Source organism: Streptomyces sp. NPDC006207 (genome assembly GCF_040613835.1).
Classification (GTDB): domain Bacteria; phylum Actinomycetota; class Actinomycetes; order Streptomycetales; family Streptomycetaceae; genus Actinacidiphila.
Genome location: NZ_JBEXSX010000091.1, coordinates 1 through 22,169 on the forward strand (window position 1 = coordinate 1; position 22,169 = coordinate 22,169).

Consider the following 22,169-nt stretch of genomic DNA (forward strand, 5'->3'; position numbering starts at 1 on the left):
GGGCTACGAGAGAAACCATAACCACACCACCGTCCAATGTCTACTCCAGCCAACACAGATTTCTGCGTGTTCGACACTGAGGTAATCGGCTGCGACAGCGACGTGGACAGGATGCGAGGCGCCGGCCCCGGCGGCCCGGTCCACGACCCCCGGCCACCGCACCCTGCCGCCATCCAGGCGGTGAATCCCGGTCCCCACCTGCAGCATGACTTCCGGCGGGAGCGGCGCGGACACGGCCACCTGAATGGCCTATCGGTGCGACCGGTGGCGCTACGTTGATTCCACGCAGCGGGACGGCCCCGGCTGCCGCCGTTGCGGGCCGCTTGGGTATGCGTCGTACTCCCGTTCGGCGTAACACTGGGCCGGTCAGGTTGTCGACGCAAGGAGACAGCTATGGCGGTTGTTCACTGGCTTTCGGCGTTCTGGCTGGTCATGGACTGGCTGTGGGCCGTGCTCCTGGGCCTCGCCCTGGGCCTGATGGTGAGATCGGTCCCGCCGTGGAAACGGCGGATCCCGCTGAGGCGGCCCACCGCTCTTGGAACGCTGGGTGTTCTCGCCGGCAACACGGCGGCCGAACGGTTCGGCATCGGGGACGAGCCGGGCATCGACTGGGACCGGCATTTCCTGTAACTGACTGGCGCGGTGGCCACTGTCACCGCATGGGTGCTTTGTGGCGTTCTGGCCGCACAGTTCGCTTCTCCCTCGGGAGGCAACCGTGGTCTTGACAGCCCTGCTGATCCCGGTCCTGATGATGGTGCTCATGCTCGTCCTCGACGTGCTCGAGGACCGCATATTCCGGGCCCCGCCACCTCCGCCCACGGACGAGGACCAGGCCATCGCAGAACCCGCCCCGGAGTGAACGAGCTGACCCCTTGAGGCAGTCACGCCCGCGCACCAGCTTCTTCCTTCTCTTCCCCAGCGGCTGCCGCGCCAGAGGGGGAACGTGTCACCACCTCGCACCGGCTTGGCCACCCACCAGCAACCACACCCGCACGCCGGAGAAGCGCGTCCCCGGTGGCGCGGCCTCGATGATGCCGCCCAGTCGCCAAGGCGCCCGCAGCGCAGGCGCATCACCTCGAAAGCGCTTGCTGCTACAAGTCTAGTCAGGTGTCCGTCCCGCGAGCCGGGACGCGGCGGCATGGAAGAACGGGTGACGGCACCCGCTCGGATCCGCGTCGTCCCACCGACGGTTACGGCGCGGTCCTACTGAACGCCATACGGGGACGCGGTGCGTGCTTGGCCGATCGGTCCACCCTGGGATAGAGCCATACCTCAATGTCGCCAACGCTGGCCGTCCACGTTTGCTCACGCTGCATGGCGGCCGGGGCCTCAGCGAGCATGCGTTCGGCGAGCGCGCTTGCCGACTCTTTCATGACCTGCCAGCAAGTGACCGAATCATAGAAGCGGTGTAGGCGGTCCACTGCGGCCAGCAGGTCCCGTGCCGCCTCGCTTACATCAGTTTCAGCTTGCCCCGCAGAGATGCCCGTGTCGTGGAACGCGACGTACACCCAAATTCCCACATTTTCAGTCTCTCGCGGTGACCAGGCGCCTGCATGCGCCGGCTGCGCCCTGGTACGGCGTTACGGCCAACTCGTCCCGTGGGGAACGGTTTTACGCCGACGCAACTGGCGCTCCCCCACTACGGCAAGGTGACATCGTCAGCCACTAGTGTGGCGGGTGACCTGCACCCCCATCCTCGGTAGCGACAGGAGCAGGACTGATGACCGGCCACGTGATGGCTGCCACCGACGCCGGTGGCGAGCGGCTCGCGGAACGTACCGTCTCCAAGGCGCCCGCTCTCGGTGAAGCCGCCGAATTCGGCGACGATTATCGGACGAACTACGTGTCGGTTCGCCATGGCCAGGACGACATCACCCTCTATGGGAAAGACGCCACCGGCACCTGGTCGGTCCTCGTCGCCGATGCCCCCGCCGCCGTCGTCGTGGAGATACGCCGCCAGCACGATGCCCTGTGCCGGCCGGAGCCGGCCTGGGACCGCGACCCTCACGTCGGCGACCCCTTCGCCTACGACCCTCCCCTCGAGGAGGGTTACGTGTCGACCGCCATCGACGTGAACGGCGAACCGTACGGCGAGCGGGTGAGCAGCTCGGCGGCGACGCTCGCCGAGGCCGCCGAGCTCGGCGATCTTCATGAAACGGACTACGTGATAGCGGGCCGGGGCGACGGCGATGCGGTCACGCTCTACGGGCGGGACGCCGGCGGCTCTTGGTCGGTGATCACGGCCGACGTCGATGCCGAGACCGCCGAGGAGGTGTGCCTGTGGTTCGACCTCATGCAGCATTACCGGGGCCGGACCTCGGCCGGCACACACCCCAGCGGCCATGCCGGGCACCCTCTCGACCACGTCCCGGCACCCGAGGGCGGGCGGATGCCCGCAGCGCAGGCGATCTCGCTGGCCGTTGAGCGGATCCGGGCACGCCACCTGGACTACCCCACTCAGGGACTGGCAGCGGATCGCTTCGAAGCGGGCTGGAGCGTGTACGCGCCGGTCGACGTCGACGAGAGCGACCCGATGGCCTTCCTGAACATGCCGGTGGGCCGCTCGGTGTTCCTGGTGAGCGACGTCGGACGGGTCAAGGAGATATCGAGCTCGATCCCCCCACAGCAGGCGGAGGAGATGTTCACCGCCGAAGAGGCGTACGTTCGCCGCAGGCCCGCCGAGGAACGGTTCATGACCGACCTCAGGGACGAAGCCCTGCGGCTGGACTCCGCCTCGGAAGGCTCCGCGGGCATCAGCTCCTTCACCATAGACGCCCCCGCCGAGGAGGCCGTCGCGTCCAGGGCATCCGGGCTGATCGGGCCGATAGCACAGCAGTTGGCCGAGCTCGGCCCACCAGGGTGGGACCGCCTTGCGGCGGTCTTCTCCTTCACGGTCTCCAGCGAGGTCGCCCAGCTGCGATTTTGGTCCGGGAAACACAGCACCGAAGCGCGGGTACCCGAGCAGATAGCCCTGCTGGTCCGCCGGCAGCGGCACCTCGCCGCGCGAATGCCGGCCGGGCCGTGGTGGCGCCTGCTGCTCACCGTCAGCCACAGCGCCGGAACGAACGCCCAGGTCGCCACGGACTACGACTACGGCGACCAGCCCATCCCCGACGACGATCTACTGGCCCCCGAGAACTACCGCGACGACCTGGCCGCCTACCCGCGCGCCCACACACCGACATGGCTGACCGCATACGTCAGCAGCGCCGACGCGCCCGGCGCCCCGACTCGCCCGGCACCGCAGGCCGCCGGTGCGACCACCCGGCCGCCCGACCCGCGGCAAGACAGGCCCGCGCCACCACCGCGACGGGCGCCGGCCCCACAACCCGACGCGGTGGCCCCTGGCCCGCGGAACCCGTACGACGCGCCGACACCGCCGCAGGGCCCGACGCCCTCCGCAGGGGTGGCGCAGCCCGGCCGGACGCCGGTCCTCGACACCAAAATCGGCTGGACAAGCCTCCACGCCGACCCCCAGGTGATCACCTACGGCAAGAAATCGATCGCGCTCGACCAGGTGGAGTGGATCAGCTATTCGGCGACCCAGATCGCCGAGAAACGCTTCATGTTCCCCACGTTCTACGAGAACAAGTGGGACTTCCAGGTGGGGCGGTACCCGTACCACGGCGGGCCGAAGGTCGCCGTGCACTTCTCCAGGGCGGGCCGCCGAGCCGACCAGCCCGAGGAGTGGACGTTCCTGATGAACCTGGCCAGGCAGTACCTGGAGCCCCGGTTGCTCACCGAACTGGTCGCCCAGGTTCGCCGTGGTCAGACCATCACCATCGGCGGCAGCGTGAAGGTCAGCCCGAACGGCATCGCGTGTGCCAAGCCGCGACTCTCCCTGCCCTGGGAGTCGATCAACGCTCCGCAGCTGAGGAACGGCATGATCTGCATCTACCAGAAGGGCGTCGACAAGCCGGTTCTGACCGTACCTTTGAGCCACCCCAACGCGGCGTTGATCCCAGGCGTCTTCGCCACACTCACGTCATGATCGAACCGGCCATGGCATGACTCGCCAGATGCCGGCGACTCCACCGCCGGTACAAGCACAATGTGGAAAGCAGCATGGCGTGACGTCGATGGCCAGCGCCACCGGTATCGCCCAGACGTCGCCATCGCAAGCTACTCGCGGTGGCCTCACCAACACAGATGACCTTGATTCGACTGTCAAGCAAGCTTGGGGCTGTATTCGGTGAGGAGTAGGGCGATGTCGTCGGCGCGATAGGGGGAACGCGTGGCGTGATGGAGCAGCCGGTCGGCAAGTTCGTCCAGGGAGGCCGCAGGGGCGTGGGCCAGGCATGTCCGCAGCCGGTCGATCCCCACATCGATATCAGTGCCGCGTTCCTCGACCAGGCCGTCGGTGTAGAGGGCGAGGATGGAGCCCGGTGGGAAGTCGATGACGGTTTGCGGGTAGACGCTGGTGTGGTCCACCCCGAGGAGGGGACCGCCCTCCAGGTCCAGCACGTCGGTCGTTCCGTCGGGGCGGCGCAGCAGGGGCGGGGGGTGGCCGGCGCGGGCGGCCTGCAGGCGGTGGCCGTGCTCGAGGCGGATGTAGCAGCAGCTGGCGAGCTGCCCCGGGTCGAGGTCGATGAGTGTGCGGTTGGTGCCCGCCAAGATGTCGCCGGGTGTGTGACCTACCGTTGTGAAGGCCCGGACAGCGCTGCGCAGTTGGGCCATGGTGGCCGCCGCGGCGATGCTGTGTCCTTCGACGTCCCCGATCACCAGGGATACTCCGTTGCTGGTAGGGATGACGTCGTACCAGTCGCCGCCGATGTCCATGCCGCTGGTGCCGGGCAGGTAGCGGACGGTGGTGTGCAGGTCGGGGAGTTCCGGTAGTCGGTGCGGCAGTAGCGCCTGCTGCAGGCCGCGGGCCAGGGCGAACTCCGCGTCGTACAGCCGTGCCCGTTCCAGGGCCTGGGCGATCAGGCCGGCGAGCGCGGTCAGGACGCTGCGGTCCTTGGTGGTGAACGGGTGGGTCTCGTCGAAGCCCAGCACGCAGGTGCCGACGGGGTGGTTGGAGGCGATCAGCGGCAGATATCCCCAGGAACTCACCTCTCCCACGGGGATGCCCGGGTAGTCCCTCGACAGGTCCTGCTGCGAACCGATGAACAGAGGAACGCCGGAGGTGATGACCTCCGTGGCGGGTAGGTGGGCGTGCAGCGGCGTGCCTTCCAGCCAGTCCAGGAAGTCCTCGTGGTGGCCGGTGTGGAAGAGCAGGTGCATGGTTCCCTCACTGACCACGTAGATCGCCAGCTGCTGGCCCCCGAAGGCCGGCAGGAGCTGGTCGGCGACGACGTCGCACACCTCACGCGCGGTGACCGCTTCGGTCAGCGCGCTCCCGAGCTGCAGGACGTGGTACATCACGCCCAGACGCGCCGGTGCGCCGCCGCCAGGTCCCTTGGTGGTCGGCGTGGCGGGCGCCGGCTCGGCTGAGGCGGGCCGTGCCACCGGCGCGGCTGTGCCGGTCACGCCGCCGGCATCCGGGTGGAGGGAGAAGGACAGCCACTGGTCCGGGGGCCGGCAGGCTATGAAAGAGGCTGGCATCTGCGAGATCACCACGGACCGGTGCCGGTACTCGACATCGGGATCGGACAGCCACGGCAGCACGTCCCACAGGCACCGCCCGAGCAGCGCCTCGCGCCGTACGCCCAGCAGCCGCTCCAGGCTGGTGTTCGCGTAGGTGACCCGGCCGTTCGGGCCAAGGGAGAACAGCCCGTCCCGCAGTCGCTCGACCGCAGCGACAGCCGCACCGCCGATCTGTGCGTCGAGAACCGCGCCAACCAGGTGGGTGCCCGCCTGCTCGTCGCCGGTTTCCGGCATGCGGCCCCATAGCTCGACCGTGCGATACCTCTCGCCGCTGTGCGCGCCGCTCTGGGCCTCTCGTACGCGCAGACGCCGTGCCGTGATCCTGCCCTCGCTGGCGGCCGCGCGGGCCGCGGCGCGGAAGGCGGCAAGGTCGCCGGGATGGAGCCGGCCAGCGAAGGTGTCCGCCCGTCCGTCGAAGGTGCAGGGGTCCACACCGACGATCGCACAGAGCTCGTCGTCCCCGGTAAAGGCGCCGGTCAGGAGATCCCAGTCGAACAACCCCACCCGCACAGCCGGTGCGCAGGGAGCCGGGATCTGGGCAGGGACCGTCTGTGGGCCGCAGTCGACGGGATCGCCGGTACGGCAGTGGAGGGCGCCCAGGGCAGCACCGAGCCGGTTGGCGACGGTCCGCAGATGGCGACGCTGCGTCTTGGGCAGCCCTTCACAGCCAGGCAGCGCGGCCCAGACGACCGCCAATGCCCCGAAGGTCTCCCCGCCTGCCCTGACCGGCACCGAGCAGGAGCCGAAGGCGTGCGGCAAGGCCACCGCGAGCTGGGGATACCTACGCGCCGTCTCGTCGGCATCAGCCAGGTGGATCGTGCGCCCGCAGCGGTAGGCCGCGGCAACCGGGATGGGGCTGTTCACCGGGATCAGACGCCAGCCGCCCAGCAGGGACGGAGGCACCCCGCAGGTCGCGGCGAGCACGAGCGAGCGGCGATCCCCAGAACGGAGGAAGACGCTCCCCGCGTACGCGTTCGTCCCCTGGACGGCCTTGACGACGGCCGCTGCCAGCAGATCCTCACGCTCCGCACTGACGGTCACAACACCCATATACACAGTGTGCGCAGGGTTGCCGCTCCGCGGGCCCCGGTCACGACATACCGCAGGTTGGGCCAGTACATCCGGCCCGCACACTGACCAACGCTCCGGGCAGCCGCCGGCCCACAGGTCAGCCGACCGGGGGCAAGGGCCTCCCCCGAGGCGTGACGCCACAGACGGGGAACGGCAGCAGCTTCCCCCCGACGGCCACGAACAATGCAGGTGGTAGCCAGGCGGCGCCCGCGGGTGAGTTCACCAGCTGATCCCGGCCGCCACCGGAAGATGATCGCTGCCGGTCTCCGGAAGCACCCAGGAGCTCTTCGGCTCCACACCCCTGACCAGGATCTGGTCAATCCGCGCCATCGGGAACGACGCCGGCCAGCTGAAGCCGAAGCCGTCTCCGGCCTCCTCCTGGGCCGAGCGCAGCTGCGAGGTGAGGCCGGCGAACGTGCGGTCGTCCGAGGTGCCGTTCATGTCGCCGAGCACCACCATCCGCTCGCTGCGCTCAGCGGCGACGGCCTTGGTGAGCTTCGCCACGCCGTCGTCCCGTGAGTCCGTCCAGAAGCCGCCCCTGGGCATCACACGCACCGACCCAAGGTGCACCACGTACACCGCGAGCGACCCTTGGTCCGTGGCCACCGTGGCGCGCAGCGCACGGGGCGGGTCGACGGGCACGTCCTCGGGCCGTCGCTGTCGCGCCAGCGGTCCGACATTGCCGCGCAGCACGTCGACCGCCCGGATGTCCAACAGCGGCAGCTTGCTCCACAGTCCGACCGTGCCCTCGACCGCGTGGTGCGGATACGTCTTCGCGAGCTCCTTCTCGTACGTGTCGCGGGCCTGGCCGGTCAGTTCCTCGAGCGCCAGCAGTTCCGCACCGGAGGCGGCGAGGGCGCGTGCGGTCCCGGCCGGGTCGGGGTTCTCGGCGCCGACGTTGTGACTGACCACGGTGAGGTCGGCGCCCGCCTGGGACTTGTCGGTGAGCACCCCGCCGAAGAGGCTCACCCACACCACGACCGGAAGGAGCAGCGCCACCACGGCCGTGGCGGACCGTCGCCACAGCGCGGCGGCGAGCAGCACCGGGACGAACACGCCGCACCATGGCAGGAAGGTCTCCACCAGTGAGCCGAGGCCACCGAAGTCCGTGATCTTGGAGTGCAGCGCCATGAGCAGGCCGAGGAACACCGCAAGCGTCGCGAGCAGGATGCCGCGCTTCCATGGGCCCGGACCGGCGAGGGTGCGGACAGCCCTGCGGATCCGCGGATGCAGACCGTTGTCCTCATGGCCCGCGCCGCGCTGCTGGGGTGCGTCGGTGACTTCTCGCACTGCTTGACTCACTGATCAGACGTCCTGTCGCTGAAATGTGCCGATGCTGCGGGCAGTTCGACGGCGATGCGGAGCCCGCCGTCCTGGCGCGGGGTGATGGTGAGGGTGCCGTCGTGCACCTCGGTGATCCGCTTGACGATGGCGAGCCCGAGGCCGACCCCCGAGTGATCGCTGTGCGTGCGCTCGGTGGCGCGCTGGAACGGTTCGGTGAGCGTCGCGACCACCTGCGGGGAGAGCTTCTCGCCGGTGTTCTCGACCGTGAGCAGCACGCTCTCGGGGCCCACGCTGGTCGCGACCTCCACGGAGCCCTTCTCGGGCAGGTTGTGGACGATCGCGTTGTGCACGAGGTTCGTCGTCAGCTGCAGCAGCAGCGCCGGCGAACCGAAGCCCGTGGCGATGTCACCGGAGGTCTCCAAGGCGACACCGCGCTTCTCGGCGAGCGGAAGCAGTGTCTCGGCGGCCTCGTCCACGAGCAGCGACAGATCGACCGGCTTCCGAGTGAAGGACCGCTGTTCGGCCCGGCTGAGCACGAGGAGCGCCTCTGTGAGGTCGATGGCCCGGGCGTTGACGGTGTGCAGCCGGTCGAGTAGCTCGCTGAGATCCTGCGTCGGATCGTTGCGTGCCACGTCGAGGAGCGCCTGGGAGATGGCCAGCGGCGTACGCAGTTCGTGGGAGGCGTTGGCCGCGAATCTCCGCTGCTCGTCGAGGTGCGCCTCGAGCTGGCCGAGCATCGTGTCGAAGGCGTCGGCAAGTTCACGGAACTCGTCCTTGCGTCCCGGCAGCCTGATCCGGTGGGACAGCGAGCCCTTCGTGGCCAGGCGGGTGGCGTCCGTGATGCGGGTCAGGGGGGCGAGCATCCGGCCGGCGAGCAGCCAGCCTCCGACGAGGCCGAAGATCAGCAGGAACGCCATGACCGATGCCGCCTTGGGAGCGAATTCGTGCAGGAGCCGGGATCGGATCGGGAAGACACCGTTGAGGGAGTCGGGGTCCTGGTTCGTGAGCATCGCACGATCGGGGACGTACGCCAGGAGGAACATCCAGACCGCCGCGAGCAGCAGAGTGCCCGCCACCATGAGGAAGCCCGCATAGCTGAGTGTGAGCTTGATCCGGACGCTGAACCCGGGCTGCCTATCCACAGTCGCCTCCTCCTGGCTGGGTGTCGATGCGGTACCCGGCACCGGGCACCGTGGTGATCAACCAGGGCTCGCCGAGCCGCTTGCGCAGCGCCGAGACCGTGATGCGTACGGCATTGGTGAACGGGTCGGCGTTCTCATCCCACGCCCGTTCCAACAGCTCCTCGGCGCTGACGATCCCACCCTCGGCGGCGGCGAGGACTTCGAGCACCGCGAACTGTTTCCTGGTCAGCGCGACATGCAGGCCGTCGCGGTAGACCTCGCGACGGAACGGATCAAGCCGAAGGCCCGCGATCTCCCGTACCGGCGGCCTGTGGTGCGCCCGCCGCCGGTCGAGCGCCCTGAGCCTGAGCACGAGCTCCTGCAGGTCGAACGGCTTCGTCAGATAGTCGTCGGCGCCGAGTCCGAACCCGCTGGCCTTGTCGTCGAGCCGATCGGCGGCGGTGAGCATCAGGATCGGCATCCCACTGCCGGAGGCCACGATGCTCTTGGCGACCTCGTCCCCGCTGGGTCCGGGGATGTCCCGGTCCAGGACGGCGATGTCGTACGCGTTGACGCTCAGCAGCCCCATGGCGGTGTCGCCGTCGCCCGCGATATCCGCCGCGATCGCTGCGAGGCGCAGCCCATCACGGATGGCCTCCGCCATATACGGCTCGTCCTCGACGATCAGCACCCGCATGGTTCGAGGCTACGAGCCGCCGCATATCGTGGGCATATCGAAAACCGCGGTCGTACCCGCGCCCCAGGGCGCGGGCCGTGAACCCGTCACCGCTCGTATACGGCCCGTCGGCCCGCACGTCCTGCCGTACTCGAAGGATCGCCGCCCTTGCCGTCACCGGCGCGACGCTCGGTGCGGTCGCCGGCTGACCGGATCGCCAACCGCCACAAGCGCGGCTCCCACGGCGGCCGACCCCAGAAGTTCGACAGAAACGCCTAGGCAGTTTCGTTTGGATCAGCCGGTCATTGGTCCGGATGTGTCGTTGACTGACGCGCAGTGGGTGCGGATCGAGCCGTTGCCTCCAGACCGGGCGCCGAAGCGGGCGGGCGATGGCCGGATCAGCGGCAGGTGATCGACGCGATCGCCTTTCAAGTACCGCCGCACCGGCGCCTCGGCACAATAACAAGGAACACGCCGCGGTGTCCGTCCGGGCGCATCGTGTGGTCAGCACGCACCTTCACGGGGTCGGTGCGTGCAAGACAAAGGACACTGGGGTAAGCCCGCTTCATGGACCAGGGGCAACCGCACAGCCACCATGGCTGTGTTCACCTGGTCCAATGCGGTCACAGCACTCTAGACGCAACCGTGGGTCCGGTGGAGCCCGTCCGGGAGTGCAATTTCGGCCCAGATGGTCTTGCCGTCGTGCCGTTGCCGGGTACCCCAGCGCTCGGCGAGCTGCGCCACGATGAAGAGCCCCCGTCCGCCCTCGTCGAAAATCCGGGCACGGCGCAGGTGGGGGGCGGTGTTGCAGGCGTCGGACACCTCGCAGATCAAGGTGTCCTCGCGGATGAGCCGCAGTTGGACCGGAGCCGAGCCGTAGCGGATGGCGTTGGTGACCAGCTCGCTGATGATCAGTTCCGTGGTGAATGCCAGCTCTCCCAGCTCCCAGCCCTCCAGTCGGGACGAGGCGAGGTCCCGGGCGTGGGCCACCTCGGCGAGATCATCCGTGAGGTCCCATGCGGCAGCATGGGTGCTGTCGAGCTCGCGGGTACGGGCGATGACCAGGGCGACGTCGTCTCGGGACTGTTCTGCGGCCACCGTGTGCAGGACGTGGTCGCACAGGTCCTCCAGCGAGGCAATCGGCTCGGACAAGGCTTTCTGGAGATGTTCGAGTCCCTGGTCGAGGCTGTGTTCCGGGGATTCGATGAGGCCGTCGGTGTACAGGGCGAGCCGGGTGCCTGTGGGCAGCTCCAGTTCGGCCGTCTCGAAGGGAAGTCCGCCCACACCCAGCGGAGGACCGGCGGGGATGTCGAGGTACTCGACGTCCGATCCGGGACGCAAGACGGCGGGCGGTGGATGGCCGGCCCGGGCGGCCGTGCAGCGGCGCGAGACCGGGTCGTAAATCATGTAGAGGCAGGTCGCCACGATCTCACCGACGACCGCTCCCGCGCCGCCGACTTCTCGGTGCCGGGTGACGACGTCGTCGAGGTGGGTGAGCAGTTCGTCGGGCGGCAGGTCGATGTCGGCAAGGGTTCGTACGGCGGCACGCAGCCGCCCCATACTCGCGGAGGCGTGAACGCCGTGCCCGACCACATCGCCCACCACCAAGGCGACCCGGGCCCCCGAGAGCGGGATGACGTCATACCAGTCGCCGCCCACTCCCGCGAACAGACCCGCGGGCAAATAGCGCGTGGCCGCCTCCACTGCCGGCTGCCTCGATACCACCGGGGGCAGGAGGCTCCGCTGCAGCGCCAGGGAGGTGTTGTGCTCCCCGGTGTAGCGGCGGGCGTTGTCCACGCATACCGCGGCCCGTGCCCCGATCTCCTGTGCCAGGAGCAGGTCGTCGGCGTCGAAGGGGGCCCGGCCCGGGGAGCGTGTGAACAGCGCCGCGCCGAGGGTCGCTCCCCGAGCGCGCAGGGGGATCGCCAGCGCGGAGTGCGGCCCGTTCGTGCCCGCGTCGCCGGGATCGGCAGGCACGGAGGCGCCACCGGCGGTATCGGTGAGCTCCAGCATCATGGGCTCGCCCGTGAACAGCCCGAGGGTCGCTTCCGCCCGCTCCCGGTAGGTGACGGTCTCGCCCGGCCCCAGGTCTCCCGGGGGCGCGGGCGATCCCGATGCCGCGGTGCGGCACAGGGTGATGTCGCCCGTACCGGGCCGCAGGACGGGTTCCTCGCCTTGGAGGACACTGGCGAAGAGGTCCACCGTGGCGTGGTCCGCGAAGCGGTGCACCGCGACCTCCGCCAGTTCCTCGGCGGTACGCACCGCGTCGAGAGTGCTTCCGACCCGGCTGCTGGCCTCGCTGAGCAGCGCGAGCCGCTCGCGAGCGATCATGAGCCGTCTGAAGCGTCTCTCCCCCGCGACACGGATTCGGCAGACGGCCACGCTGATGACCAGGCCCACCGCCAGCGCCGTGATGATCGTGATTTGGTTGGCGGGCCCCATGTCCCGCAGGAGAACCCCGTACAGCGCGATGGCGGCGGCCAGGTTGAAGAGTCCGACGATCATGGTCTGCCGTACCGGCAGCAGGGCACTGGCCACGACCGGGATCAGGACGGCGTACTCCGCGATACCCATGACGTGCACCTCGGCGGCAGCCAGCGCCAATCGCAGGCCCGAGATCAGCACAACGCTGAGCAGCAGGAAGACGAAGCTTTTGCTCAGTGGAACGGGATGCACGCCCTACACCTCCCCATGCCGGGAGCGGGACCTTGCGACGTCCCCGTCTGACGTTGCCCCTGCAGGTAACAATTTACCCTTTGCGAGAATTGTTCTATTGGTGAACGACTGCCGTGCCGGGACACACGCCATCCATCGCACACACAGCGCCTCAGGCGGGGAAGTCGACGAAGCCCAGGCCAGCCAGTTCGGTGATCGACACGGTGCGGCGTTGCCAAGGACGTCTTCGCGATACTGTCCTGCGCATGCACTCTGTACGATCTTTTGTTCCAGATCGCAGCAGAAATGAGTGGGGCTGGCCCTGGTCAGGCGACACCTCCCCGGTATCGCCCTCATCGACATCCGGATGCCGGTGCTCGACGGCATCGAGGCGACCAGGTGCATCGCCGCGGACCCGACGCTGGCTGGGGTGCACGTCGTCATCCTGACCAACTACGGCTTGGACGAGTACGTCTTCGACGCGTTGCGCGCCGGCGCGGCCAGATTCGACGTCAAGGACATCGTGCCGGAGGAATTCCTCCACGCCGTACGCGTCGCCGCGCGCGGTGACGCCCTGCTCGCACCCTCGATCACCCGCAAGCTGATCGACAGCTACGTCGCCCAGCCGCTCAGCACCGGCACCCGGGCGGGGCTGGAGGAGCTGACCAACCGCGAACGCGAGGCCGTGGCCCTGGTCGCGCAGGGCCTGTCCAGCGACCAGATCGCCGACCGCATGGTGATCAGTCCCATGACCGCGAAGTCCCGTCTCAGCCGGGCCATGACCAAGCTCCACTGCGGCGATCGTGCCCAGCTCGTGGTGCGTGCCTACGAATCCGGCCTGATGGTCCCACCCAGCTCCTGAGAAGCCATCCGCTTACCGATCAACGGGCTTGTCTGGTGGAACAGGGATCCCGATCGGCTGATCGCGGTGCGGTCGTGCATGAAGGCAGCGGCCGGTGTCCTGGTCACGGCCCCCCTTGTCATGGCCGTACTCGTCTTCCAGTGGCGCATCATCGCCGGACTGACCGCCGGCGGCGTGAAGTAGGGGCTGTGATCCGGTGGTGGACACCGGCTCGCGCGCCGGCGTCCCGCGATCTCGTTCGGACACGTGGGTATGGAACTTCCGCACGGGCACCCCAACCAGGCAGCCTGTCTCTGCACATCAGGCACCGCGTGGTTCTATCCCAGCTCATGGCTCCGGGAACGACGGTGATCCGCAAGCGTGATCACGAGATCGACTTGCGCGTTCTGGACGACCCCGGGCAATCACCCGACCCCGAGATTCGCGGGCACTGACGGACACCTCAGTCAACGACGTCATAGACGATCTTCGTGATGCCGTTGGCGTATGTCTCGGACTCGAGCACCTTCAACATCTGCTTGTCCTTGTCGGTGTCGCTGAACATCCGCTTGCCGGCTCCCAGCAGCACGGGGAAGACAAGCAGGTGATAGCGGTCGATGAGGCCGGCGTCGGAGAGATTGCGGGCCAGGGTGGCACTGCCGTGCACGACGATGGGGCCGCCGTCGGTCTCCTTCACCTTCGCGACGTCCTCGAGGGAGCGGAGAATGGTGATGTCGCCCCAGTTGTCGACGAGGGTGTCCTGGCCGAGAGTGGTGGAGACGACGTACTTCGGCAGATCTTTGAGGGCGGCGAAGTCCTCCATGCCCGGCCACACCGGCGCGAACGCCTCGTAGCTCGCCCGGCCGAACATCAGCGCGGTGGCCTCTTGGGTTTCCCGCCCCTTGAGTTCGTATGCCTCCGGCAGAAACTCGATGTCCTTGTAGGTCCAGCCGCCACTGCGGTGCGCTTCTGCGGCAGTGCCGCCGCCGGGAGAATCGACGACGCCGTCCAGCGAGACGAACGCGGTGTAAATCAGCGGGCGCATCTTCGATCTCCTGTCCGTGGTCCGGGTGGGTGTCCTTGTTCTCCGGTGGTGTCGTGCGCTGGCCGCAATGAGTGCTGCCCATCGCAGACGGCGGCCGCGCGATCCAACTGCACTCTAGAGCACAGGACTTGGCCCGTGAGCGCTTCGGCCGGAATGGGCGAACCTGCCACTTCACGCCGCATGCCCCGTCTGCGGGTCCTGGCCGTCCATGCTGGAGGCCGACGGGGGCGGGCGGTCTCCCGGATGCGGAGCCGTGACAGGACGGCTCCGAACGGTCGGCGCGTTCACCACACCCTGCGCCGGAACCCGCCACACTGTGGTCGGGCACCGCGCCGGGGCACGGGCACTCGTGGGGTGGTCCCCCGTTGCTGGGGGGTTGGGCCGTGCACGCTCTTCTCGCGATACCGTTTGTACTGTTCGCGCTCGGAGCACTACGTACTGTCACAATCGCCGACCGCGCTCGCATCAGGGGCGTTTCCGGTGAACGCGGTCCGTCGTGGCCGATACCGCCGGCCGGGGCACTCGGGGTACTGGCAGTGCTGCTGGTCAACGCCTGGCTTGGCCAACTCTAGCCTCGAGCACACCTACCCTCGGCAACCTGGCGCTTACTGCCAGAAACAGGCGCAGGACAAGCGGCTCTCCTGGCGGCTCGCCCGGAGCAGGGCCGCAGGGCGGCGATCCAGTCGAGGTCTTCAGCGCCGGGTCGAACGCGGCTTGGAGTTGGCTCTTTTTTGCCGCCCGCAGTCCCCGGGCCGGATTGGTCGGCACCCTGCTGCTGGACGTCAGCACCCTGCACCTCATTCGAACCACATCCCGTACCGACCGGGGCGCGGCCACGGCGCTCTTGCCTTACGCCGCATGGTGCTGGTTCGCCACCGCCCTGAACGCCAAGATCACCCAGCTCAATCACTGCTCCCGATGGCCGCAGTGCCGACTCACGGCACTTGCGCGGCCGCCATTCACGTTCTGGCCAGGACCGACCGACGTAGTGGATCGCGCGACAGGTCAGCCGTGGTCCGTCGGCGGCGCACTGGACCTGGGCGATCTCCCACAGGTAGCCGTCAAGGTCTCGGCAGCCAGCGGTATGCGTATCCCGGCGCCGGTCCATCGGCCCGTTGACGAGTTCGCCGCGGCCGCGCCGAGTTCCGCGCACTTCGCATCGACGTCGCCCACCGACAGTGCAGACCAGGCGCCTACCGGGCTCGCGTGAGGCCGCGGTCGTCGGCTCGATGGGTTCCGGGATGTGCGTCGTCCGCCACAGGTTGCTGATCGTCGCGCCGAGGCCACGTGCTGGAGCAGGCAGGCTCGGCTGGCTGATGGCTACTTCCTCCGCTCCAGCCGCGTGGCCGCCTCAGAGGCGGTGAAATACCTGTGATCATCCGACCGGGGGCACAGCGCGCCGCCGCGCGCCCCGAGGCGCGGTGTGGTCCCGCGCGGTCGCATGGTGTGTCGGGGTGCGCGATCACCTCAGGCCGGAGCCGACACCGGCGGAGTCCCCGCCGGACGGCACCGCGCACCCGCCGCCCCTACCGGGTTGCGGGCCTGCCGCTCAGGTGGCGATCTGGTAGCGGCCCAGAAGGAGTTGGAGGAGTTCGTCGGCGATGCCCTCCAGGGAGGTGTCGACCCAGCCGACGACCCAGTCGTGCATAAGCCCGTTGACGGCGCCGATGAAAGCTGCGGCGGCGATGCCGTAGTCGTGGGGGCGGATCTCGCCGCGGGCGACGGCGTCGTCGGTGATGGCGCGGAAGAGGTCGATCCAGCGGGCGCGGCGCTCCAGTCGCTGGAGGTCGATGCGCGGGCTCACACCCACGACTTCCACGTAGGCGATCCTGGCGTACCGCCGGTCGGAGGCCGCGCACTTGACGTAGGCGCGGAGCATCCGGGTAATCCGCTGGGCCAGCGGGAGGTGCTGAATCGTGGGCAGGACGCCGAAGACGGCTTCTTGGGCGGCGTCGTTGACGATCAGGTGTAGTTCGGCGAGCAGGTCCTCGACGCTCTGGAACTCCTCGTAGAACTGGCGGCTCGACAGGCCCGCCTCCTTGCACAGCGCGGCCAGCCGCGTCCCCCGGTAGCCCGGCTCGCCGCCGAACATCTCCAGGCCCGCCTCCAGGAAACGGGCGCGACGCTCCGCCTGCCGCTGCGCCGCGTCCTTGCCCCCGTACCGGCCTCCCGCCGGGGTGAATCTGCCCGCCACCATGCCCTCCGATCGGCGATGAGGAGATTTTCCCCCACGCGGGGTTGTGAACGGGACTCATCGCTACCTACCATCCGGTAACGCACTCTGAACTTGGGCGGTTTCGAAGTTCAAACCAGCGCTGCCGCGCGGCGCATCGCCCGGCCACGCCCCGGAAAACCGGCTCGAACACTGTGCGCCGCCCTCCTCGCGCGGGTGTCGGCGGCCCGGTGGGCTCAACTCCTCAGTTCCCACCAGCAACCAACCCCCTGGAGCCCCCACATGCACCCCATGTCCCGCCCCGTCAGGCTAAGAGCCCTGCTCGCGGTCGGTGCCGTCACCGCGGCCTGCATCTCCGCCCCCGTCTCCGCGCAGGCGACCCCGGCCCTGCAGGAGGTGATGTTCGTCGGCAACAACTGGGACGGCACCGCAACCGTCATCAAGGCCCGCGGCGACTTCGCCAGGATCGGCCGCATCAGCGTCATCCCCGACAAGGACCGGCGGCTGGCCGAGATCTATCTCAACCCTATCAAATTGATCTACTTCCTCGGCATCCGCGAGACCGTGGGCGAGGGCCACGACCAGTTCGTCGACGACATGTACGCCACCCCCGACGGCACAGCCCTGGTCGCCTCCCGCCCCAGCTTCGCCGACGTCGTCTCCATCGACCTCGCGACCGGCGACGTCAAGTGGCGCTTCCCGGTATCGGGCTACCGCTCGGACCACATGGCCGTCTCCCCCGACGGCACCCGTGTGGCCGTGTCAGCGTCCACGTCCAACACCGTCCACGTCCTCGACATCAACACCGGACGGGAACTCGGGAAGTTCACCACCGGCGACAAGCCGCACGAGAACATCTTCAGCAGGGACGGCAGATACCTCTGGAACATGTCGATCGGCGAGGTCAACAACGACTTCGACGCCCCTTGGCAGGACTTCCTCAAGGGCGACCGGAAGATCACGATCGCGGACACGTCCACCTTCCAGGTCGTCAAAACGATCGACATGCGTACCCGCCTCGACGCCGCCGGCCGCAGCGATCTGTCGGACGCCGTCCGCCCGGCCGCCCTCACCCCGGACGATTCCAAGCTCTACTTCCAGGTCTCGTTCTTCAACGGCCTCGCCGAGTACGATGTCGCCACCGACAAGATCACCCGGGTCAAGGCCCTGCCCAAAAACCCGGACACCAGTGACGACCGCACCACCTTTGTCAACGACTCCCGCCACCACGGCCTGTCCATGAGCCCGGACGGGACCAAGCTATGCGTCGCCGGAACCATGGACGACTACGCCACCGTCGTCGACCGCGCCACTCTAGCCGAGGGCCCGCTCGTCCCCGCAGCCAAGCCCTACTGGGCCACCGTCAGCGGCGACGGCAACTCCTGCGTCATCTCCGAAAGCGACGCCGACCAGGTCACCGCCATCGGTTTCGCCACCGGCCAGAAGATCGTCTCGGTCCCGGTCGGTGACCATCCCCAGCGCGTGAGACTGGCCCACATACGCGCCGGCTGGACCGGCCTGACCGGCTGACCTCGACGGCGGGGCGGGGAGCGTCCACTCCCGCGAAGGCCGGGCAACATCGTATGGAGCGCCTCGCTGGCCAACCTTCACCCCGGGCACACCGACACGTACGTGGACTTCCACAACGCCGACCGAGCGCCCCTGCTCTTCCTCTCCGGCGAGTACGACCACCTGATGCCCCCCAAGGTGCAACTGCCCAACGCCGGGCACTACAAGGCGGAGGGCACCACCACCGAGGTCAAGGTATTCCCCGGCCGCTCCCACGTAATGGCCGTCCAGGAAGGCTGGCAGGAGATCGCCGACTACGCCCTCAACTGGGCGCTCGCCCACTCCTGAGCCGCGCCCGTGACGCGTTCAGGACGGCACCTCCGCGTCCTGAACACCCGCAAGGAGCGGCCATCGCTCGATTCGGCCCAGTCGCTCATTCGGGCGCCCGGAATAGGGGTCACAGGGGCTGGACTCCTAGGCGAACGGGCCGGTCGTTGTCAGGGTGGCGACCGCGCCCGCCCCTTGGACTCCCCTCCTGCCGCGGGCGGGGCCGCCGCGGCACCTGGGGCCCTCCCGGGGAGGCTGTGCTATGGCGGCTGGACCACGCGAACATCTTTGCGATTATTGCGGGCACCTACACGCCGCTGAAACCACTGCCTGACACACGATGAGCACGGCGCGGAGGTCGTGCACCTGCACGCGGGCCGTGAGCATCGCGGTGGGGACGCGACGCAGCGTGGCGCCGTTCCGGCGGGCCGGGCGCGGCCGAGTCGGGGCCAACCGGTGGCACGCGGTCCGGGGCCGGGCCGGGCTCGGCCTCCGGCGGGCGCCGTCCGATCGCTGACGGATCAGCTGATATCGGACAGGCGGTGGTGAAGGGCTGTGCACTGTGTCGATCCCGATCCACAGCGGTCTGCGTCGGCGGTGTGGTCAGCAGGCACACTCAGCACCGGCACTCGGTCCGGCAACAGCGTCGTCCGCGACCGTGCGCCGACGGAGTCAACGCCTGGTGCTGTCACCGCGCAGCAGTGCCTGCCCAAGAGGGCTGAGGGTATGCAGGACCGCGCTGCCGGTGCGTGTGGTGGTGATCAGGCCGGCGTTGCGCAGAACCGCGGCGTGCTGGCTCGCGGACGGCAGCGAGACGCCTACCCGCTCGGCAATCGTGGTGGTGTTGGCCGGGTGACGGGTGGCGGCCAGAACAGCCGCGCGGGTCCGGCCGAGCAGCGGGCCAAGTGCGTCCGCGCTGCCGATGGCAGGTTCCCCCGCATGCATGGGATACACCAGAACGGTGGAGGCCTTGGGTCGGTACATCAGTGCCGGACCGCCGAAGTAGGAGGGGACCAGAACCAGTCCCCGGCCGCAGAGGGGCACCTCGATGTCGCTCGAACCCGCCCAGGGGATGTGCAGCGTGGGGGCTTCCCAGCGCCAACAGGAGCCAAGTGTGGCCAGCAGCCCATCGGTTCCGCCGCGCAGCAGCGTCTCGGCCCTCAGCGCACGGTCGGCGGCAGCCTGAGCTTGGATCTTTGGCCACCAATCGGACAGGCAGGTGTCAAAGTACCTGTGCAGGTCCCTGGCCAGGTTCTGACGTGCGCTCGGCGCACCGTCAGCCAGTGCTCTCAGACGGCGCTGGGTGCCGGCGGAGGCCGGCAGTTGCTCGATGTCAGCTGCCAGCTGGTCGGCAGGCGTCAGGGCGGCCAGCGCGACGCTCGATCCGAGGTCGTCAGACAGGTGCAGCAGAAAGTCGGGAAAGTTGCCCTGCCGGGGAACCAAGTCGTGCAGGATCCCCGCCCGGGCGGCTGCTGTGGCTCTGTGCTCCCGGTGCCACTGGACGACGCCTGGCCGCTTTCCCTGCCCTCTGGCAAGTCCGGTGCGCAGCAGGCGCACGCTGGATGTGACTCCTTCCAGCGCTGCGGGCGTCATGAGAGTGATGTTGCGCAGATCGGCGGCGGTGAACTGCAAGCGCATCATGCTGACCGATCCTGATCTGCCCGGGACCCTTTTGGCCAGGCGTGAATGGCGTGGCGGCTGGATCTGCCTGCACAACAGACTCGTTCCCGGCAGCCTCCGGCACGACGGACTGTTGCAGTGAGAGCTCAAGCGTGGCGCCCTGACCGGCCGTCAGCTGCGCCGCATCACCGACAACGTGAAGGGGAACGAATGCGATCGAAGGTTTTGACCAGGACGCTCCTCAGCGTCACTACTGTGGCGGGAATCGCAGCCGGGGGGCTTGCCGGGGCCGGACCCAGCATCGCCGCCCCCGTACCGGCCTCGCCGGCAGCCGCGAGCCCGCGCAGCGTATCCCCGCTGGCAGTGGTCAACCTCGGCCTGAGCACCACGCAAGCGAGGTACGTGCAGTGCTGGCTGAAGTACGGGAACTACGGCTACACCGGTGCGCTCGACGGCCAGTTGGGCACCGAGAGCTGGAAGGCCTTCCAGCGCTACCTCAAGCCTGCCTACGGCTACTCCGGCGCCATCGACGGAGTCGTCGGCAGTGGCACCGTGAGCGCCCTGCAGCGGATGCTGAAGGCCCACTACGGCTACACCGGTGCCATCGACGGCGTCGCGGGATCAGGAACCCAGGCCGCGTTCAAGACCTTCGCCAACGCGCAGCAGACGTTCTGCTGAACTGAACCTCCCGCGGGCCGGCGGGATCGACCGCCGGCCCGTGCCTGGCGATGCCGGGGCCCGCCTGAGGAAGCGAGGCGGGCTCCTCCCTCTCATCCGAAGCAGCGACGGCGGGTGCGGGGGCGCCACGACAGCGGACTCAGGGTCGCGCCGTATGCGCTTCGGTCCGGCGGCAGCATGCCCACCGATGACGACCACGAGGTCGCCGAACGGAGGGCGGACCCGCGCCAGCGGTACTCGTTGACGGCACCACCGAGATGTGGTGCGCAGGAGTCTGCGGCCTTCGGGCTCGTGCACGGTGAAGGGCTCCGGTCGACACCGGGGCCGGCGCCGCGCCCAGAGGGGCGAGCTCGTCACAGCACCGCCGGTGGGCGGCCACGATAGGCCGTGCGTGGTATGTCTCGTCCGTCGTCAGGCGGTCTCCTCCCGTTGCCGGGTGTCTCTGCGCTTCTTGACGGCGATGACGGCGGTGACGGACGGCGATCGGACCGGCCCAGGATGGCGGGGACGGCGTTGGGCAGGGCCCACCAGCAGAGCAGCACGAGCGACGACGACAACACCCGCCGTCACCGTCAGGTTCCCATCGGTGACACGGTGCGATGGGTCTGATGCCGCCATCGCCCGGATTGTGGCGGCTGCCCCCAGGAGGCAGGGTGGTCTCGGGACAGGCGCACGGCGTCTCACGGATGCGGCTGAAGCCCGTCCTCATCGTGAAAGCACGATGTGTGAGCCCGGAACCCGGCGAGGTCGCTCGCCGCCGAACGGGTGGCCCAGTAGTGCACCGGCCCGGAAGGCGGTGGCCGACGCAAGATCGTCCACTCCGGGCGGGCTTACGGAGGTGACGTACATGTCAGAGGAGAACCCGGTACACACGCCCGCTGCCGAGAGCCACGAGGTCTCGCTGCCGCCCGAAGTCAAGATGCTCCAGGAAGTCACTCCGCCCTTCTTCCCCGAAGGCGGTTCGGGAATGACCATCCTCGTCGAATGGCCTCCCGGTCACCCCGGGCTCCCTCCGCACCGCCACTCGGGGCCGTCATTCGGCTACGTGATGGAGGGCGCGATCCGGTTCGAACTCGAGGGTGAGCCGGAGCGTGTGATCAAGGCCGGCGGGACGTTCTGGGAGCCAGGTGGTGATGTGATCCACTACCAGGACGGTAACGCCTTGACGGACGCGCCGACCAAGTTCGTAGTGATCATGGTGTGCGCGCCGGGTCAGCCGATGCTCACGTTGGTCGACGAAGAGGAGCTGAAGGGACGGGCACACCTACGGGCTCCACGCCCTTCCGCGGGCTGACACGCGAGTCGACGAATTTCAAGGCGCCACCGCGAAGTGGTGCGTGGCGGCCGCTTCGGTCACCCGGCGGACGCCGGTCGGGTCACCGTGCCTGGCGGCGGGGCAGCGGAGTGCCGCCACGCCACTCACCGGCGCCTCCTTCTGTCGGGATCACGCACTCAGGAGCCTGACGCCAGCGACTCGACCGGTGGTCGATTGTGTCGGTCGGGCCGGCCTCGCCTGCGGATCGTCGGCGTGGAAACGGTTCGGCGCAGATGCGGGGGTTCTCCGCGTGCGTGTGGCGGCCGCA

17 protein-coding genes and 1 pseudogene are annotated in these 22,169 nt (G+C 68.7%); 10 read left to right on the forward strand and 8 right to left on the reverse strand.

Annotated features, from left to right (window positions below; genetic code table 11):
• Window positions 1–393 precede the first annotated feature (393 nt).
• The 3 genes from ABZ312_RS41340 to ABZ312_RS41350 all read left to right on the forward strand — a co-directional run bounded on the left by ABZ312_RS41340 (window position 394) and on the right by ABZ312_RS41350 (window position 3,991).
• Complete coding sequence (locus ABZ312_RS41340) at window positions 394–630, forward strand: GlsB/YeaQ/YmgE family stress response membrane protein (protein ID WP_500331634.1); 237 nt, start codon at window positions 394–396, stop codon at window positions 628–630.
• A gap of 85 nt (window positions 631–715) precedes the next feature.
• Window positions 716–859 carry a hypothetical protein gene (locus ABZ312_RS41345; protein WP_500359951.1) on the forward strand — a complete coding sequence of 48 codons (144 nt, stop codon included), beginning with the start codon at window positions 716–718 and terminating at the stop codon, window positions 857–859.
• A gap of 861 nt (window positions 860–1,720) precedes the next feature.
• The gene (locus ABZ312_RS41350; protein ID WP_500439928.1) at window positions 1,721–3,991 is read left to right on the forward strand and encodes a hypothetical protein; all 2,271 of its coding nucleotides are present in this window, start codon (window positions 1,721–1,723) and stop codon (window positions 3,989–3,991) included.
• A 176-nt stretch (window positions 3,992–4,167) separates the two neighbouring features.
• On the opposite strand, the gene ABZ312_RS41355 is transcribed toward ABZ312_RS41350, so the two are convergent.
• The 5 genes from ABZ312_RS41355 to ABZ312_RS41375 form a co-directional block, all read right to left on the reverse strand.
• Entirely contained in the window at window positions 4,168–6,636 is a 2,469-nt protein-coding gene (locus ABZ312_RS41355) for a SpoIIE family protein phosphatase (RefSeq protein WP_500439929.1), read from the reverse strand.
• A 240-nt stretch (window positions 6,637–6,876) separates the two neighbouring features.
• Window positions 6,877–7,947, reverse strand: a complete 1,071-nt coding sequence (locus ABZ312_RS41360) for an endonuclease/exonuclease/phosphatase family protein (protein ID WP_500439930.1) — start codon at window positions 7,945–7,947, stop codon at window positions 6,877–6,879.
• A gap of 8 nt (window positions 7,948–7,955) precedes the next feature.
• Window positions 7,956–9,083 (reverse strand): sensor histidine kinase, encoded by a 1,128-nt coding sequence (locus ABZ312_RS41365; protein WP_499516475.1) that lies wholly within the window; start codon window positions 9,081–9,083, stop codon window positions 7,956–7,958.
• Window positions 9,076–9,759, reverse strand: coding sequence for a response regulator transcription factor (locus ABZ312_RS41370; RefSeq protein ID WP_500331645.1), 684 nt, complete (start codon window positions 9,757–9,759; stop codon window positions 9,076–9,078). The genes ABZ312_RS41365 and ABZ312_RS41370 overlap by 8 nt, the downstream gene beginning before the upstream one ends.
• Before the next feature lie 612 nt (window positions 9,760–10,371).
• On the reverse strand, window positions 10,372–12,414 hold the full coding sequence (locus ABZ312_RS41375; RefSeq protein ID WP_500331647.1) for an ATP-binding SpoIIE family protein phosphatase: 2,043 nt from the start codon (window positions 12,412–12,414) through the stop codon (window positions 10,372–10,374).
• Window positions 12,415–12,703: 289 nt separating this feature from the next.
• Between ABZ312_RS41375 and ABZ312_RS41380 the strand changes: the two genes are divergently transcribed.
• Window positions 12,704–13,255: a LuxR C-terminal-related transcriptional regulator gene (locus ABZ312_RS41380; protein WP_500439931.1), complete on the forward strand. Its 552-nt coding sequence runs from the start codon at window positions 12,704–12,706 to the stop codon at window positions 13,253–13,255.
• Between the two features lie 442 nt (window positions 13,256–13,697).
• On the opposite strand, the gene ABZ312_RS41385 is transcribed toward ABZ312_RS41380, so the two are convergent.
• A complete protein-coding gene (locus ABZ312_RS41385) occupies window positions 13,698–14,279 on the reverse strand; it encodes a dihydrofolate reductase family protein (RefSeq protein WP_500439932.1) in 582 nt (193 codons plus the stop codon).
• A gap of 496 nt (window positions 14,280–14,775) precedes the next feature.
• Between ABZ312_RS41385 and ABZ312_RS41390 the strand changes: the two genes are divergently transcribed.
• Window positions 14,776–15,489 (forward strand): TspO/MBR family protein, encoded by a 714-nt coding sequence (locus ABZ312_RS41390; RefSeq protein WP_500439933.1) that lies wholly within the window; start codon window positions 14,776–14,778, stop codon window positions 15,487–15,489.
• Between the two features lie 339 nt (window positions 15,490–15,828).
• On the opposite strand, the gene ABZ312_RS41395 is transcribed toward ABZ312_RS41390, so the two are convergent.
• Window positions 15,829–16,476, reverse strand: coding sequence for a TetR/AcrR family transcriptional regulator (locus ABZ312_RS41395; protein ID WP_500359943.1), 648 nt, complete (start codon window positions 16,474–16,476; stop codon window positions 15,829–15,831).
• A gap of 258 nt (window positions 16,477–16,734) precedes the next feature.
• Here ABZ312_RS41395 and ABZ312_RS41400 point away from each other — a divergent pair, with 258 nt between their 5' ends.
• The 3 genes and pseudogenes from ABZ312_RS41400 to ABZ312_RS41410 all read left to right on the forward strand — a co-directional run.
• On the forward strand, window positions 16,735–17,982 hold the full coding sequence (locus tag ABZ312_RS41400) for a YncE family protein (protein ID WP_500439934.1): 1,248 nt from the start codon (window positions 16,735–16,737) through the stop codon (window positions 17,980–17,982).
• 102 nt (window positions 17,983–18,084) lie between these two features.
• Window positions 18,085–18,309, forward strand: a complete 225-nt coding sequence (locus ABZ312_RS41405; RefSeq protein ID WP_500439935.1) for a hypothetical protein — start codon at window positions 18,085–18,087, stop codon at window positions 18,307–18,309.
• A 206-nt stretch (window positions 18,310–18,515) separates the two neighbouring features.
• Window positions 18,516–18,608, forward strand: a pseudogene (locus ABZ312_RS41410) (PAQR family membrane homeostasis protein TrhA); the annotation flags it as partial.
• A 352-nt stretch (window positions 18,609–18,960) separates the two neighbouring features.
• On the opposite strand, the gene ABZ312_RS41415 reads toward ABZ312_RS41410, so the two are convergent.
• Complete coding sequence (locus ABZ312_RS41415) at window positions 18,961–19,929, reverse strand: ArsR/SmtB family transcription factor (RefSeq protein WP_500331659.1); 969 nt, start codon at window positions 19,927–19,929, stop codon at window positions 18,961–18,963.
• Window positions 19,930–20,118: 189 nt separating this feature from the next.
• Between ABZ312_RS41415 and ABZ312_RS41420 the strand changes: the two genes are divergently transcribed.
• Together ABZ312_RS41420 and ABZ312_RS41425 are read left to right on the forward strand one after the other, a co-directional pair.
• On the forward strand, window positions 20,119–20,586 hold the full coding sequence (locus ABZ312_RS41420) for a peptidoglycan-binding domain-containing protein (RefSeq protein ID WP_500439936.1): 468 nt from the start codon (window positions 20,119–20,121) through the stop codon (window positions 20,584–20,586).
• 847 nt (window positions 20,587–21,433) lie between these two features.
• Window positions 21,434–21,880 carry a cupin domain-containing protein gene (locus tag ABZ312_RS41425; RefSeq protein ID WP_500331662.1) on the forward strand — a complete coding sequence of 149 codons (447 nt, stop codon included), beginning with the start codon at window positions 21,434–21,436 and terminating at the stop codon, window positions 21,878–21,880.
• Window positions 21,881–22,169: the final 289 nt, after the last annotated feature.

What these genes read in the sequence shown, in the direction of transcription:
- ABZ312_RS41340 (WP_500331634.1), top strand. Translation starts at nt 394, where the DNA reads ATGGCGGTTGTTCACTGGCTTTCGGCGTTCTGGCTGGTCATGGACTGG.
- ABZ312_RS41350 (WP_500439928.1), top strand. Translation starts at nt 1,721, where the DNA reads ATGACCGGCCACGTGATGGCTGCCACCGACGCCGGTGGCGAGCGGCTC.
- ABZ312_RS41355 (WP_500439929.1), bottom strand. Translation starts at nt 6,636, where the DNA reads ATGGGTGTTGTGACCGTCAGTGCGGAGCGTGAGGATCTGCTGGCAGCG.
- ABZ312_RS41370 (WP_500331645.1), bottom strand. Translation starts at nt 9,759, where the DNA reads ATGCGGGTGCTGATCGTCGAGGACGAGCCGTATATGGCGGAGGCCATC.
- ABZ312_RS41385 (WP_500439932.1), bottom strand. Translation starts at nt 14,279, where the DNA reads ATGCGCCCGCTGATTTACACCGCGTTCGTCTCGCTGGACGGCGTCGTC.
- ABZ312_RS41395 (WP_500359943.1), bottom strand. Translation starts at nt 16,476, where the DNA reads ATGGTGGCGGGCAGATTCACCCCGGCGGGAGGCCGGTACGGGGGCAAG.
- ABZ312_RS41400 (WP_500439934.1), top strand. Translation starts at nt 16,735, where the DNA reads ATGCACCCCATGTCCCGCCCCGTCAGGCTAAGAGCCCTGCTCGCGGTC.
- ABZ312_RS41415 (WP_500331659.1), bottom strand. Translation starts at nt 19,929, where the DNA reads ATGATGCGCTTGCAGTTCACCGCCGCCGATCTGCGCAACATCACTCTC.
- ABZ312_RS41420 (WP_500439936.1), top strand. Translation starts at nt 20,119, where the DNA reads ATGCGATCGAAGGTTTTGACCAGGACGCTCCTCAGCGTCACTACTGTG.
- ABZ312_RS41425 (WP_500331662.1), top strand. Translation starts at nt 21,434, where the DNA reads ATGTCAGAGGAGAACCCGGTACACACGCCCGCTGCCGAGAGCCACGAG.